Source organism: Pseudoglutamicibacter cumminsii (assembly GCF_003143995.1).
GTDB lineage: Bacteria > Actinomycetota > Actinomycetes > Actinomycetales > Micrococcaceae > Pseudoglutamicibacter > Pseudoglutamicibacter cumminsii_B.
This window is the reverse complement of the sequence record NZ_QFWG01000010.1, coordinates 1-14,516: the sequence shown is the minus strand read 5'-3', so window position 1 is coordinate 14,516 and position 14,516 is coordinate 1. Positions and strand designations below refer to the sequence as shown.

Genomic DNA, 14,516 nt, shown 5'->3' with positions numbered 1-14,516 from the left:
GGGCGTAAGTTCAAGGCGGTGACCCGCGGGGTCGCCGCCTTGAACTATGTGTGCAACGATTCATGCCGGACCAGGTAGACCCGCTACCCATCCATATCCGCTCGGAACACGGCACCAGAAGGGTACCTATGACAACGCCGAAGACCACCGCAACACGTGGAAGCCTCGCGAGCATCGCAGGCATCATTTTGGTGATCGGTTACGGCTTTGATCAACTGACCAAATACTGGGTTGAAACCTCTATGAATGTTGGCGAGATTCGATGGGTTATCGAGCCGTGGTTCAAGTGGTATTCGATCCGTAACCCGGGGGCCGCGTTCTCGATGGGTGAGAACTTCACGTGGGTCTTCACGGTGTTCATGGCCGTGGTCGCAGTAGCTGTGGTTGTGCTGATGCTGACGAAGGCACGTTCGCGGTTGTGGATGGCCGCGCTTGCGGCTCTTCTCGCGGGTACCCTCGGCAACCTGACCGACCGCCTTTTCCGCCCGCCGGCATTCGGGCACGGCCACGTGGTCGACTTCATCTCGGTCGGCGACTTCGCGATCTTCAACATCGCCGACTCCCTGATTACGTGCAGCGTCGTGGCGGTTGTGCTGCTGATCTGGTGCAACGTTCCACTCGCTGGGGGTCCCCGCGTTACCGGGCATCAAAAGGACCAGTTGGCTGAGGAGAGCGCATGAGCACCGAGCCCGCTGAACAGGTCATCACGGTTCCGGGGACGGGTCAACGGCTCGACGTCGTGGTCGCCAAGGCCGCGGACGTCTCCCGCACCGTTGCCGCGCAGATGATTCAGGACGGCCTCGTAAGCGTCGACGGTCAGCGCGGTTTGAAATCGATGCGTCCGGACGCCGGGTCCGAAATCATCGTCACGATCGTAGCGGCCGAAGAAGTGGAGGAACCCGTGCAAGACATCCCGATTGTGTATGAAGACGCGGACCTCGTGGTCATCAACAAGCCGGTCGGGGTAGCGGCGCACCCATCCCCGGGCTGGGCCGGGCCGACCGTCACGGGGCAGCTCGCGCGCCAAGGCATCGCGATCGCAACCTCGGGCGCTCAAGAGCGCGCAGGCATCGTCCAGCGGCTCGACGTCGGAACCTCTGGCCTCATGGTCGTCGCGAAGTCCGAACCCGCCTACGCAGGCCTCAAGCAAGCGTTCAAAGACCGCACGCCAACCAAGATCTACCACGCCGTCGTCCAGGGCCTACCAGACCCCATGGAGGGCACCATCGACGCTCCCATCGGCCGGCATCCGAACGCAACCTGGCGATTCGCCGTCGTGACGGACGGCCGCGACGCCGTGACCCACTACAAGCTCGAAGAAGCGTTCGGGACCGCCTCGATGATGCGGGTCAAACTCGAAACCGGCCGTACCCACCAGATCCGCGTGCACTTCTCCGCGATGGGCCACCCGCTTGTGGGCGACCAACAGTACGGCGCAGACCCAACGCTCGCGGCACAGCTCGGGCTCACCCGCCAGTGGCTGCACGCCAAGGAGTTAGGTTTCACACATCCGGTAACTGGGGAAGAGATGTACCTCGAGGCCCCATACCCACAAGACCTCGTGGACTCGCTCGAGCTACTGCGCGAAGAGTAACCCGCCGCTACCAACGGTATTGCCCGTCCCGCCCGCGGCGATGGCTAACATGGTCATGTGGCTGGAAGTCTTGACGATGGTTTTGTTCACCTGCACACCCACACCGAGTACTCGATGTTGGACGGTGCGGCCCGTGTCGCTGACCTTTTCGATGAAGCCCAACGCTTGGGCATGGATTCGATGGCGATCACCGATCACGGGTACCTTTTCGGTGCCTACGATTTCTATCGGAAAGCTAAAGACAAAGGCATCAACCCCATCCTGGGTGTTGAAGCGTATGTGACACCCGGGACAGCCCGTTCCGACCGCACACGCGTGCAGTGGGGCACACGCGACCAAAAGGGCGACGACGTCTCCGGTGGTGGCGCCTACACCCACATGACCCTGTGGGCTGAGAACAACGAAGGCTGGCACAACCTCAACCAGGCGGTGTCCAAGGCCTCGCTCGACCAGGTCTTTTCGCGCTGGCCGCGCCTGGACCGCGAACTCATTTCCCAGCACTCCAAGGGCGTCATCGCAACCACCGGTTGCCCATCGGGTGAGATCCAGACCCGTTTGCGTCTAGGCCAATACGACGAGGCGCTGCGTGCCGCCGGTGAATACAAAGACATCTTCGGCGACGGTAACTACTTCCTCGAGCTTATGGACCACGAGCTTGAGATCGAGCATCGGGTGCGCGGCGACCTCATGCGCATCGCGAAAGACCTCAACCTGCCGCTCGTTGCGACCAACGACCTGCACTACACACACGAAGAAGACGCGAAGGCACACGAAGCGCTTTTGGCGATCCAATCCGGCTCCACGCTGCTCGAGCCGTCCTACGATCAGGGCGGTAAGCGCTTCGCGTTCAACGGCAGCAGCTACTACTTGAAGTCCCCGCGTGAAATGCGTGAACTGTTCAAGGAACTGCCTGAGGCGTGCGACAACACGTTGCTGATCGCTGAGCGGTGCAAGGTCGACTTCGAGGCATCGATCGGTAAATACATGCCGGAGTTCCCCGTGCCAGAAGGGGAGACGGAGAGCACGTGGCTCGTCAAGGAAGTTCAGCGCGGCCTGCACTACCGTTACCCGGACGGCATCCCGGAGGAATCACAAAAGCAGGCCGAATACGAGCTCGACGTTATTGAACGCATGGGCTTCCCGGGCTACTTCCTTGTGGTTGCGGACTTCATCAACTGGTCCAAAGACAACGACATCCGTGTGGGCCCTGGACGTGGTTCGGGTGCGGGTTCGATGGTCGCGTACGCGCTGCGTATTACGGACCTCGATCCGCTCGAACACGGCCTGATCTTTGAGCGCTTCCTCAACCCAGAACGTGTTTCGATGCCGGACTTCGACGTCGACTTTGACGATCGTCGCCGCGGCGAAACCATCCAGTACGTGATCGAGAAATACGGGGCCGACAAGGTTTCGATGATCGTGACGTACGGTTCTATCAAAACTAAGCAGGCACTCAAGGACGCGTCCCGCGTGCTGGGCCACCCGTTCGCGATGGGTGAGACGCTCACCAAGGCGTTGCCGCCAGCCGTCATGGCTAAAGACATTTCGTTGTGGGACGTCGAAAACCCCGATGCCCCGCGCTACGGCGAAGCTGGCGAGTTCCGCGAACTGCTCGAAACCGACCCCGAAGCCCGCAAGGTCTTCGAAACCGCGAAGGGCCTTGAGGGCCTCAAGCGCCAATGGGGTGTGCACGCGGCCGGCGTCATCATGTCCTCTGACCCGATCATCGACGTCGTCCCGATCATGCGTCGCCTCCAGGACGGCCAGGTCATCACCCAGTGGGACTATCCGATTTGTGAGTCGCTTGGCCTCATCAAGATGGACTTCTTGGGTCTGCGTAACCTCACGATCATTTCTGACGCCGTCGAGAACATCCGTCTCAACGGGGGAGAGGTACCGGACCTCGAACGTCTCGAAACCAACGATCCCGCAGCATACGAACTCCTGGCACGCGGCGACACGCTCGGCGTGTTCCAGCTCGATGGTGGCCCGATGCGGTCGCTGCTGCGCCTCATGCGCCCGGACAACTTCGAAGACATCTCCGCTGTCATCGCGCTGTACCGTCCGGGCCCGATGGGCGCTAACTCCCACACGAACTACGCGCTGCGTAAGAACGGTCAGCAGGAGATCACCCCGATCCACCCTGAGCTCGCTGAACCGCTCGCCGAAATCCTGGATACGACCTACGGTCTGATCGTCTACCAGGAGCAGGTTATGGCGATCGCCCAGAAGGTCGCTGGCTATTCGCTCGGCCAGGCAGACCTTTTGCGCCGTGCGATGGGTAAAAAGAAGAAAGAAGAGCTGGATCGCCAGTACCAGGGCTTCCATGACGGCATGGTTGAGCGCGGCTTCTCCGAAGAAGCGATCACTTCGCTGTGGAACATTCTGCTCCCGTTCTCCGACTACGCGTTCAACAAGGCGCACTCGGCCGCGTACGGGCTCGTGTCCTACTGGACCGCATATTTCAAAGCCAACTATCCGGCCGAATACATGGCCGCGCTTCTGACATCGGTCGGAACCGATAAAGACAAGATGGCGCTCTACCTCAACGAATGCCACCGCATGGGCATCAAGGTTCTGCAGCCCGACGTCAACGAGTCCCAAAACAACTTCGCCCCAGTCGGCAAAGACATCCGCTTCGGCCTTGGCGCGGTCCGCAACGTCGGCGCCCACGTCGTCGAAGCGATCGTTGAAGCGCGCGAAGAAAAGGGACGCTTCGAATCCTTCTCCGACTTCCTCAACAAAGTCGGCCCGCAAGCGCTCAACAAGCGCACCATCGAATCCCTCATCAAAGCCGGCGCATTCGACGACCTGGGCCACCATCGTCGTGCGCTCACCGCTATCCACGAAGATGCTGTGGACCAAGCGATGGCGCTCAAACGGCACGAGGCCGCGCACCAGTTCGACCTGTTCAGCATGTCTGGAGACGAAAGCCTCGCGAACGCGCTCGACGTCGAGATTCCGGACATCCCGGAGTGGGATAAGAAGGAAAAGCTCAGCCTCGAACGGGAAATGTTGGGCCTCTACGTCTCCGACCACCCGCTCCAGGGGCTCGGGGACGCGCTCGGCAGGCTAGCTGATATGCCAGTCGCTCAGGTCGTGTCCGACCGCGGGCCGCAAGACGGTCACACCGTGACGATCGCGGGCATGATCACGAACCTCGAACGCCGCGTTGCCAAGAACTCCGGTAATCCGTACGCCAAGTGCGAGATCGAAGACCTCTCTGGCTCGATCGAAGTCATGTTCTTTGGGCAGGCGTATCAGCCGATCGCGACCCTGCTCGCCGAAGACCTCATCGTGACCGTCAAGGGACGCTTCCAGCGCCGCGACGACGGAGCGATCTCGATCTCGGCGCAAGAGCTCAAGATTCCAGACATCACCGCTGACGGAGGGGCTGGGCCGCTTTTGGTCCAGATCCCAACGCACCAAGCGACAGAACCCATCGTGCGGCAGCTCGGTGACGTGCTTCGCACCCACCCGGGCAAGTCCGAGGTGCGCATCAGGCTCATCGGCAGCTCGACCATCGAGACCATGAGCCTCGGAGCGCAGTACGCGGTCACCCCGAACGCCGCGCTGTTCGGGGACCTCAAAGTGCTGCTCGGGCCGGACTGCCTCGTCTAGGTTGCGTAGAGCTTCGGGCCGCGCGTCACATGCTGTGATGCTGAGCTACCTTGTCACATGCTGTGACGCATAGCTACTTGGCGAGCCGCGGCTCCTAGACTGGAAGAGTGAGCAACGTAGCAGAAACTGATGTCCTCCCGCTGATCGACCTGCGTGGCACCGACGACGCCGCCCTCCGCGCCGGCCTGCCGCGCCTGCAAGCGAGCACGAGCACCGAGCATCAGAGCGTTGTCGCGAACATCCTCAAGATGGTCCGCGAAGGCGGGGCCACCGCCGTAACCGCGCTGACCGAACAGTTCGACGGCGTTGCAGTGCCGTCCCTGCGCGTGCCAGCGGGCGCGATGGTCGAAGCGCTCGAAGGCCTCGATGCGGATGTCCGCCGGGGTCTCGAAGTCGCGATCGAACGCGCCCGTACCTTCGCCGCCGACCACAAGCCTGCCCCCACCACGACCACCTTCGGCCCCGGTGCCAGCGTGACGATGCGCTGGGAACCGGTTCGCCGCGTCGGGCTGTATGTGCCCGGAGGGCTGGCGGTGTACCCGTCCTCGGTCGTGATGAACGTTGTGCCTGCGCAGGAAGCCGGGGTCGGGTCGATTGCGCTCGTCAGCCCGCCAGCCAAGGATGGCTCCGGACTACCGCACCCAACCATCCTCGCCGCCGCGCAACTGCTCGGAGTAGATGAGGTCTACGCGGTAGGTGGCGCGCAGGCGATCGGTGCGTTGGCCCATGGCCTCGACACCGATGCCGATGCTGGCCTGGACACAGCACTTGAGCCAGTCGACCTGATCACGGGGCCAGGCAACGTATTCGTTGCTACCGCGAAAGCGCTGGTCAAGGGTGAGGTCGGCATCGACTCTGAAGCGGGCCCTACAGAGATCGCGATCGTCGCTGATGCCTCGGCTGACCCGAAGATCGTTGCAGCTGATGCGATCTCGCAAGCCGAACACGATCCGAACGCCGCGAGCGTCATCATCACGTGGGACGAGGCGCTCGTTGACGTGTTCCGCTCCGCGACATGGGAACGCGCACAACACACCAAGCATTCCGAGCGAGTCTTGACGGCCCTGTCCGGGCCGCAGTCCGGCATCGTGCTTGTGGACGACCACGATGCGGCGATCGCGGCAGCGAACCACTACGCGGCCGAGCACCTCGAGTTGCTCACGGAAGACCCTGAGGCTGATGCGCAGCTCATCACGCAAGCCGGGGCAGTTTTCCTGGGAGCCTATTCGCCAGTCAGCTTGGGGGACTACGTGGCAGGTTCGAACCACGTGCTCCCGACCATGGGTACCGCACGGTACGCTTCCGGCCTCAACGTCACGACCTTCCTGAAAGCCGTTCAGGAGATCCGCTATGACCGTGCGGCGCTCGCCGAGGTGGCTGAGCACGTCGTGGCGCTGTCTTCGGCAGAGGACCTTCCGGCGCACGGCGAGGCCGTGACTGCGCGAGACCTCTGAACACGTCGCGGACCTCTGAACCCATTGCGGGGCCGGTTGTGACGAGCAGTTGTGCTAGCCCCTCGCCAGCGACCCCGCCCGCGACCCCTATGTGTAGTGGACGCTGGGGTGTCACGTCACTAGATGTAGTAATTACATGTTTGTGATTCGTGTGGCGCCCGGTTATGATTGTGATGCACGTTGCGTGTGTTAAAAGAGTGACGACGTCGCAAAGGGAGGTCAGCCACGTGTTTTGTCCGTTCTGCAGGCATGCTGAATCGCGTGTTGTTGACTCTCGCGCAACCGAAGACGGCTACTCGATCCGTCGCCGCCGTCAGTGCAGCTCCTGCGGCCGTCGTTTTACAACGATCGAAACCGCGAGCCTTTCGGTCGTCAAGCGCTCCGGCGTGGCCGAACCGTTCAGCCGCTCAAAAATCATTTCCGGCGTCTCGAAGGCCTGCCAAGGCCGTCCCGTTTCAGAAGACGACCTCGCGATGCTCGCACAGGAAGTCGAAGAAACCATCCGCGCTGAAGGCCGCGCCGAAGTCGACGCGCACCAAGTGGGGCTAGCAATCCTGCGCCCGCTGCGCCGCCTCGACCAGGTCGCCTACCTCCGCTTCGCGTCCGTATACCAGGGCTTCGAAACCCTTGAAGACTTCGAAGACGCGATCAAAGCGCTACGCGAAAACCCAGAAACAACTCTGCCGCCGCATCAACGCACACTGTCAGCAACCTAAGTGCGCATTAAACTCCGGCGGTGGTTCGGGAGGGGAAGCCCGAACCACCGCCGGTACTTTATATCTCAGACGCCTCTGAAGCGCAGCGTCTGACCATGCACCTTGAGTCTTGTTTAGATTGGACCCGTGGTCGAGGTGAAGGTCATCGACTCCTGAGGTGGAGCCTCAAGGAACTCCGCGTAACGGGTGTCGCCGTCAACGAAGTACTTCAGGAACGCAAGGTTGCGGGCCTGCAGTTTAGGATCATCGACGATGCCCGCCCAGTGCGTTCCAGCAAGGTGCGTGTGAAGCGCCTTGTACGGTGCGCCCTGGATGCCCGCGTAGATCGGGCCGGTGTACTGAGCCATGTCAGCGACGAAGTCCAGCAGGCCGCCGTTGACCATCACAGGAACCTTGACGTTGAAGATTGGGCGTTTAGCCCATGGGTGCAGCGAAATCACCGCACGCAGCTGCGGGTTGCGCTCAGCGGCGATCAGGACGCCACCGCCACCCATCGAGTGACCGATCAGTGCCAGGCGCTCCGGATCCAGGATCTCGCTAGCCTTGTGATCGCCGCGAGTCAGACGCTTCATAGCGTTCTCAACGGCGCGGGAACGAACGTTCGGCTCATCGAACGGAGTGAGGGACTCGGCACGCAGAACCACGAAGCCGTGGGAAGCCATGCGCTTGCCGAAGAACTCCATCGCGATGCCAGGCTCGGTGAACCCAGGCATCGTTACGATGCCGCCGAACTTCTCGCCCTTCTTAGCGACAGGGTAGTAGAGGGTGCCGCCATAGAATCCGGTGCGCAGATCCACAGGAAGCTTTTGTGTCTTGTATTCGTAAGGGCCCTGCTTAGTGAGCATTTCGGCCTTTGGGTTTGGGCCGTGGATCTCGCCAGGCTTAGGTTTAGGAAGCTTAGCTGGATCCGCTGGGCCGAATGGAGCAAGGTGGCTCGATGCGACGGCCGGGGCTGCCTGGGCTGGTGCTGGGGTAGGGGCAGCGTTGGCGGCAGGTGCGCCGAGGCTCAAGCCAACGCCGAGTGCGGCGACTGCTGCGATGCTGCGCATGGAGTTCTTTTTCATGGTGTTCCTATCCTCAAAGGGGAGTTCCTCAAGGGAAGTGATCATCATCAAGCTCGCGAAGCTTGTTACATATCGCACACCAAGTTCGCCACTAAAGGAATATCCAGAAAGATTTTCATAAATTCTCCACAGCAAAGCCATGGCGGGTCCTGGGATTCAGGGGCAATCAATCAGTTTCAAAGAAACTCAAAGGGGGCTTCTCGATGCTAAATAGCATCGAGAAGCCCCCTCGATAGATGTCCGGTACCCCGGATGAAAACGCTAAAAAGTTTACGCGCGAGTAGCTCAGGAGCTTGGCAGCGTGAGGATATCTGCGCCATCCTCAGTCACAACCAACGTGTGCTCAAACTGAGCCGTACGCTTCCGGTCAGCCGTCACCACAGTCCAACCGTCATCCCACTGTTCCCAACGGTGAGTACCCAGCGCAAGCATCGGTTCGATCGTGATGACCATACCAGGCACCATCTCCGTGTCATAAGCGGGCGCCGCATCGTAATGCGGAACAATCAAACCCGAGTGGAACGCGCCGCCCACGCCGTGGCCAGTGAAGTCACGAATCACTCCGAGACCGAAGCGCTTCGCATACACCTCGATCGTCCGACCAATCACATTGATCTGACGCCCCGGCTTGACCGCGCGAATACCGCGCATCATCGCCTCATGCGTGCGCTCAACCAGATCGCGCGACTCCTGATCCACATCGCCCACAAGGAAGGTCGCGTTCGTGTCGCCGTGCATGCCGTCCTTGTACGCGGTGATGTCCACGTTGAGGATGTCGCCGTCCTGGATCACCGTGTCATCAGGGATCCCGTGGCAAATGACCTCATTGAGCGAGGTGCACGTCGATTTCGGAAAGCCCTGATACTCAAGGCACGAAGGATATGCGCCGTTCTTGATCAGGAATTCGTGACCGATCGCATCCACTTCATCCGTGGTCATGCCAGGCTTGACCGTCTCACCGATCAGCTGCAACGCATCGGCAGCAATACGGCCGGCCGCGCGAATCCGTTCGACCTCCTCAGGGGAGTAAACATCCCCGCCCTCCCATTTCTCTGGGCCAGGCTTGCCAACATACGGTGGGCGCTGAATATCGGCAGGAACCTTACGCAAAGGCGAGACGCGGCCCTTAGTCAAGGTCCCGATGGGGGCGGTTGCTTTCGATGATGAAGCAGAAGAATCAGTCATGTCCCCAGTTTAGGACCCACCTGCGAGGCATAAACGCGTAATGTGAAGAACAGAAGAACGATGCTGTGCCGACGTTGGCGCGGCATCGCAGAAGATAGCCCAGGGAAAGGGGCCAGCCATGACTGATAAAGCACCTGAAGGCGAGTACTGGTTCAACACCTCAACCGGCGAGGTCGAGAAGGGCCCGCAGTCTGTTGGTTCGCACCGCATGGGGCCCTACCGCACCGCGGAAGAAGCCTCCCGAGCCTACGAGATCGCTGCGGAACGCACCCGCAAGTGGGACGAAGAAGACGAAGACTAAGCGGCCGCAAACCGAGCACACCACGCACCAATCCCGCCCGCAATCAACCCGCCCGCAATCAACGCGCTGAAGGAGCATTGAGTGAACCGTCAACAAGACTTCGTTCTCAGGACTATCGAGGAACGCGACGTCCGCTTTGTGCGTTTGTGGTTCACCGACGTCGTGGGCTCGCTTAAATCTGTCGCGCTCGCGCCAGCGGAAGTCGAGGGGGCTTTCCGTGAGGGGCTCGGTTTCGACGGCTCCTCGATCGAAGGCCTCTCTCGTATCTTCGAATCTGACATGCTCTTGCAGCCCGACGCGTCAACGTTCCAGTTGCTTCCATGGCGAGGCAACATCGAACCGACCTCCCGCATGTTCTGTGACATCCTGACCCCCGATGGCGAACCATCGATGGCCGACCCACGTCACGTCTTGAAGCGGCAGGTTGAAGAAGCCGCCGACATGGGGTTCACGTGCTACACGCACCCTGAAGTTGAGTTCTATCTGCTGCGCAGCGACGAGATGGACGCCAACGGCCACCCGCAACCCGTGGATTCGGCGAGCTATTTCGACCACGTTCCCGGCGGCATCGCCCAGGACTTCCGCCGCAAAGCCGTGACTTCGCTCGAAGAAGTCGGCATCTCCGTCGAGTTCTCGCACCACGAATCCGGGCCGGGGCAAAACGAGATCGACCTGCGCTACGCCGACGTTCTGGCTACTGCCGACAACCTCATGACGTTCCGCACCATCATCAAAGAGGTCGCGCTCCTGCAAGGCATCTACGCGACGTTCATGCCTAAACCGTTCTCGCATCACCCTGGGTCCGGGATGCATACGCATTTCTCGCTGTTCGAAGGGGAGCGGAATGCGTTCTTCGAAGGCGGCCGCGAATATCAGCTCTCCACGACGGCGCGCCAGTTCATCGCGGGCGTTCTGACACACGCCCCGGAATTCACCGCGGTAACCAATCAGTTTGTGAACTCGTACAAGCGTTTGTGGGGCGGGGGAGAAGCGCCAAGCCACATCTCGTGGGGCCACAACAACCGTTCCGCCCTCGTGCGTGTACCGCTCTACAAGCCAGAGAAGGGGCAGTCCGCCCGCGTCGAGTACCGCGGCATCGACTCCGCCGCCAACCCGTACCTCGCCTACGCGTGCATCCTGGGCGCCGGCCTCAAAGGCATCCGCGAACGCTACGACCTCGGTGATCCAACCGAAGAAGACATTTTCTCGCTCACAAGCCGTGAACGCCGTGTGCTCGGCCTCGACCCGCTGCCGTCCACGCTGCACGAAGCGATCAACGTCATGGAGAACTCCGAGTTGGTCGCCGACATCCTGGGCGAATGGGTCTTCGACGCTTTCCTACGCAATAAACGAGCCGAATGGGACGAATACCGTCAAGATATCTCCCCGTTCGAGCTACGCCGCTACCTCGGGATGCTCTAGAAGGGTGCTCTAGAAGAAGTCCATGGCATCCCAGCAAGACGAAAAGACGCCTGCAAACGCAGAAGGGTCATCCTCCACGATCGACCGCGCTGTACGAGCCGCGGGGTTCCACGACCCGCGGCGTGCGCGCACCCTGCTGAGGTCGAAAGAACTCGCCCAGGTCGATCACATGACGGTGCTCGAGGCTTTGCGCGCCACCGCCGACCCGGACATGGCTCTGCTCAACGTGATTCGCTTGCTTGAGCGGATCCCGTCGCTAGCCGGCGCAGTCCAAGACCCAAACCGCAACCAACCGTTGTTCATGCTCGCAGGCGCGTCAGAGGCGCTCGTGGACTTCGTGTTGCGGCACCCGGATCAAGCCGATGCGCTCACCGTTGAACGGCCGAGCGAATACGATCCATCCGATCCGAGCGGTCTCCGCGCCAAAATGCTCACGGCCGTCGGCGCTGATCCGGAAGCCGAGGTTCCGATCGCGGCGTCAGCAGAGGACGCCACGGTCGCCGCGCTCCGCGTCGCGTACCGCGCCGAGCTCCTGGACACCGCAATGAAAGACGTGTGCGCCGATGAGGCCTCGGACTCGGTGCGCATGGTCGCAGCTGAGCTTGCAGACCTAGCCGCGGCCGCCGTCGACGGGGCGCTAGCGATCGCCTACCGGCACGTCGCCGACACCTATCCGGACACCGACGTGACCCAAGTCCGGCTCGCGGTCATCGGCATGGGCAAGTGCGGTGCGAGGGAACTGAATTATGTTTCCGACGTCGACGTGATCTATGTGCACTCCGTCGCCGAGGGCGCGGACGAGGAGACGGCCGACCGCGCCGAAGACATTGCCGCGAGCCTCACGAAAGCCATGGGGCACATCGTAGGCTCTACCGGCAAAGAACCGGCCCTCTGGGAGCTAGACGCGAACCTGCGGCCCGAAGGCCAAGACGGCGCGATGTCCCGCACACTCGCTTCACACGTTCAGTACTACAAACGCTGGGCTGACCACTGGGAGTTTCAGGCGCTGCTCAAGGCTCGGCCCATCGCAGGTGACGCCGCGCTGGGCGAGGAATACATCGAGGCGATCTGGCCGATGGTGTGGGAGGCGTCCCGCCGCGATGGCTTCGTTGAGGCCGTGCAGAAGATGCGCCAGCGCGTCACCGACAACATCCCGCCTGCGGAGATCGAACGGCAGATCAAGCTCGGCCCTGGTGGGCTCCGAGACGTCGAGTTCACGGTTCAGCTGCTGCAGCTGGTTCACGGGCGTGTGGATGAGGGCCTGCGGGTCCGCGGAACCCTGGAAGCGCTCGATGCGTTGGCGAGTGCCGCGTATATTTCGCGTGATGATGCGCGCCAGTTCAGTGCGGACTACCGGTACTTGCGGAGCCTCGAGCACCGCATCCAGCTGGTGCGGTTGCGGCGCACGCACGCGATGCCTAAATCGGAGGCCGAACAGCGGGCGCTTGCGCGTGGTATTGCGGCGCCCGGTGAGCGGCAGGTCGCTACCGCCGAGCACATGCTCAAGGCGTGGAAGAAGATCAAGAACCGCGTGCGGGGTTTGCATCAGAAGATCTTCTTCCGGCCGCTGTTGGCTGCGGCGGCTGGCCTGCATGACGATGAGGTTCGGCTGACCCCTGCAGCGGCTGAGGCGCGCCTGAAGGTTTTGGGTTATGCAGACCCGAAGCAGGCGATGCGCCACATCGAAGCGCTGACGGGCGGGATTTCGCGTACCGCGGCTTTGCAACGGCATCTGTTGCCGGTCATGTTGGAGTGGTTTGCGGACGGCGTGAGCCCTGACGCTGGGCTGTTGGGTTTCCGGCGGCTTTCGGATTCCTTGGGATCGACCCCGTGGTTCATGTCGATGCTGCGTGATTCTGCGGCGGGTGCGGAGCGTTTGTGCCGTATTTTGTCGACCTCGCGCATGGTTGTTGATTTGCTTGAGGTTTCGCCTGAGGCTACCGCATGGCTGGGTAATGATGCCGATCTGAAGCCTCGCAGTTGGGAGAAGCTGTGGAAGCAGGTTTCGGCCAAGCTGGACCGGCATGAGGATGCCGCGGATGGTGGCATGCAGCTGGTTCGGACCGCGCGGCGGCGTGAGACGTTGAGGGTCGCGTTGGCGCACGGTTCTGGGCTGATCGATGTTGAGGAGCTGGGCCGGGCGCTGTCGAACGTGGATCAGGCCGCGGTCATGGGTGCGTGGCATGTGGCCCGGCATCAGGAGGTCGCGGAGCACGGTGAGCTAGCTCGATTCGCTGTGATTGCGATGGGCCGGCAAGGTGGCGCTGAGATCGGTTACGGATCTGATCTGGATGCGATGTATGTGTATGAGCCGGTTGAAGGCGTCGACCCGGAAGCGGCGAAGCAACAAGCGAACCGTATGGCTTCTGCGCTAGGGCATTTGCTGTCGGGTTCGTTGACGCCTCCGATTCTGGCGGAGCATCGGTTGAAGATCGATGTTGACTTGCGTCCCGAGGGCAAGAATGGCCCGTTGGTGCGTTCGCTGGAGTCTTATGCAGACTATTACGAACGGTGGGCTGAGACGTGGGAACGTCAGGCGTTATTGCGTGCCCGACCGTTCGCTGGGGATGAGGAAGTTGGGCGGAAGTTCATCGAGCTGATCGACCCGGTGCGGTACCAGCATGGGCTTTCGGACAAAGAGCTTCAAGAGATCCGTCGGGTCAAGGCGCGGGTTGAGGGGGAGCGGTTGCCTCGCGGCGTGAACCCGAAGCGGCACGTGAAGCTCGGGCCGGGCGGTTTGAGCGATGTCGAGTGGCTGGTTCAATCGATGCAGCTGCGTTTCGCTAAGCGGCACCCGGGTTTGCAGACCACGAACAGCCTCGAGGCATTGCGCGCCGGGCATCATGCTGGGTTGGTTAGCCAGGAGGACGCCGAGAGCCTCGAAACGGCGTGGAAGCTGGCGACCGATGTGCGTGCCGCGAATATGGCGTGCACGGGGCGGGCGTCGGATTCGTTCCCGTCGAGCCGCTCGGAGATTTCGGCGGTCGCGACGTGGATCGGCTGGGGTAAAGACGCCGGACCGGAGCTGGAAGAAGCGTGGCTTCGTGTCGCGCGGCGTTCGCGGCAGGTGTTCGAGGAACTGTTCTACGGCGAGCAACCGCGGTAGTCGTCGCGGCTGTCCTAGCTGATCTGTAACGCTCAAAGTCGGAGGGGCTGACG

General features: G+C 61.6%; 10 protein-coding genes. 8 read left to right on the top strand and 2 right to left on the bottom strand.

Going from position 1 to position 14,516, the window contains the following annotated elements; genetic code table 11:
• Positions 1-128 precede the first annotated feature (128 nt).
• The 5 genes from lspA (at position 129) to nrdR (ending at position 7,385) form a co-directional block, all read left to right on the top strand.
• A complete protein-coding gene (gene lspA, locus CAY35_RS07635; protein ID WP_109304042.1) occupies positions 129-680 on the top strand; it encodes a signal peptidase II in 552 nt (183 codons plus the stop codon).
• Positions 677-1,594: an RluA family pseudouridine synthase gene (locus CAY35_RS07630; protein WP_109304041.1), complete on the top strand. Its 918-nt coding sequence runs from the start codon at positions 677-679 to the stop codon at positions 1,592-1,594. Before lspA ends, CAY35_RS07630 begins: the two co-directional genes overlap by 4 nt.
• 57 nt (positions 1,595-1,651) lie before the next feature.
• Complete coding sequence (gene dnaE / locus CAY35_RS07625; protein WP_109304040.1) at positions 1,652-5,215, top strand: DNA polymerase III subunit alpha; 3,564 nt, start codon at positions 1,652-1,654, stop codon at positions 5,213-5,215.
• A 107-nt stretch (positions 5,216-5,322) separates the two neighbouring features.
• Positions 5,323-6,669 carry a histidinol dehydrogenase gene (gene hisD / locus CAY35_RS07620; RefSeq protein ID WP_109304039.1) on the top strand — a complete coding sequence of 449 codons (1,347 nt, stop codon included), beginning with the start codon at positions 5,323-5,325 and terminating at the stop codon, positions 6,667-6,669.
• Positions 6,670-6,896: 227 nt separating this feature from the next.
• Positions 6,897-7,385, top strand: a complete 489-nt coding sequence (gene nrdR / locus CAY35_RS07615; protein ID WP_101629606.1) for a transcriptional regulator NrdR — start codon at positions 6,897-6,899, stop codon at positions 7,383-7,385.
• 113 nt (positions 7,386-7,498) lie between these two features.
• On the opposite strand, the gene CAY35_RS07610 is transcribed toward nrdR, so the two are convergent.
• Both CAY35_RS07610 and map read right to left on the bottom strand, forming a co-directional pair.
• On the bottom strand, positions 7,499-8,449 hold the full coding sequence (locus CAY35_RS07610) for a dienelactone hydrolase family protein (RefSeq protein WP_181377526.1): 951 nt from the start codon (positions 8,447-8,449) through the stop codon (positions 7,499-7,501).
• A gap of 285 nt (positions 8,450-8,734) precedes the next feature.
• Positions 8,735-9,634 (bottom strand): type I methionyl aminopeptidase, encoded by a 900-nt coding sequence (gene map, locus CAY35_RS07605; RefSeq protein ID WP_109304037.1) that lies wholly within the window; start codon positions 9,632-9,634, stop codon positions 8,735-8,737.
• Positions 9,635-9,752: 118 nt separating this feature from the next.
• Between map and CAY35_RS07600 the strand changes: the two genes are divergently transcribed.
• The 3 genes from CAY35_RS07600 to CAY35_RS07590 all read left to right on the top strand — a co-directional run bounded on the left by CAY35_RS07600 (position 9,753) and on the right by CAY35_RS07590 (position 14,463).
• Positions 9,753-9,935: a hypothetical protein gene (locus CAY35_RS07600; protein WP_101629603.1), complete on the top strand. Its 183-nt coding sequence runs from the start codon at positions 9,753-9,755 to the stop codon at positions 9,933-9,935.
• 81 nt (positions 9,936-10,016) lie between these two features.
• Positions 10,017-11,357 (top strand): type I glutamate--ammonia ligase, encoded by a 1,341-nt coding sequence (gene glnA, locus CAY35_RS07595; RefSeq protein ID WP_109304036.1) that lies wholly within the window; start codon positions 10,017-10,019, stop codon positions 11,355-11,357.
• Between the two features lie 22 nt (positions 11,358-11,379).
• Positions 11,380-14,463, top strand: coding sequence for a bifunctional [glutamine synthetase] adenylyltransferase/[glutamine synthetase]-adenylyl-L-tyrosine phosphorylase (locus CAY35_RS07590; protein ID WP_109304035.1), 3,084 nt, complete (start codon positions 11,380-11,382; stop codon positions 14,461-14,463).
• Positions 14,464-14,516: the final 53 nt, after the last annotated feature.

Excerpts from the sequence above, each read along its gene's own strand:
- lspA (WP_109304042.1), top strand. The coding sequence starts at position 129 with ATGACAACGCCGAAGACCACCGCAACACGTGGAAGCCTCGCGAGCATC.
- CAY35_RS07630 (WP_109304041.1), top strand. The coding sequence starts at position 677 with ATGAGCACCGAGCCCGCTGAACAGGTCATCACGGTTCCGGGGACGGGT.
- CAY35_RS07610 (WP_181377526.1), bottom strand. The coding sequence starts at position 8,449 with ATGAAAAAGAACTCCATGCGCAGCATCGCAGCAGTCGCCGCACTCGGC.
- map (WP_109304037.1), bottom strand. The coding sequence starts at position 9,634 with ATGACTGATTCTTCTGCTTCATCATCGAAAGCAACCGCCCCCATCGGG.
- CAY35_RS07600 (WP_101629603.1), top strand. The coding sequence starts at position 9,753 with ATGACTGATAAAGCACCTGAAGGCGAGTACTGGTTCAACACCTCAACC.
- CAY35_RS07590 (WP_109304035.1), top strand. The coding sequence starts at position 11,380 with ATGGCATCCCAGCAAGACGAAAAGACGCCTGCAAACGCAGAAGGGTCA.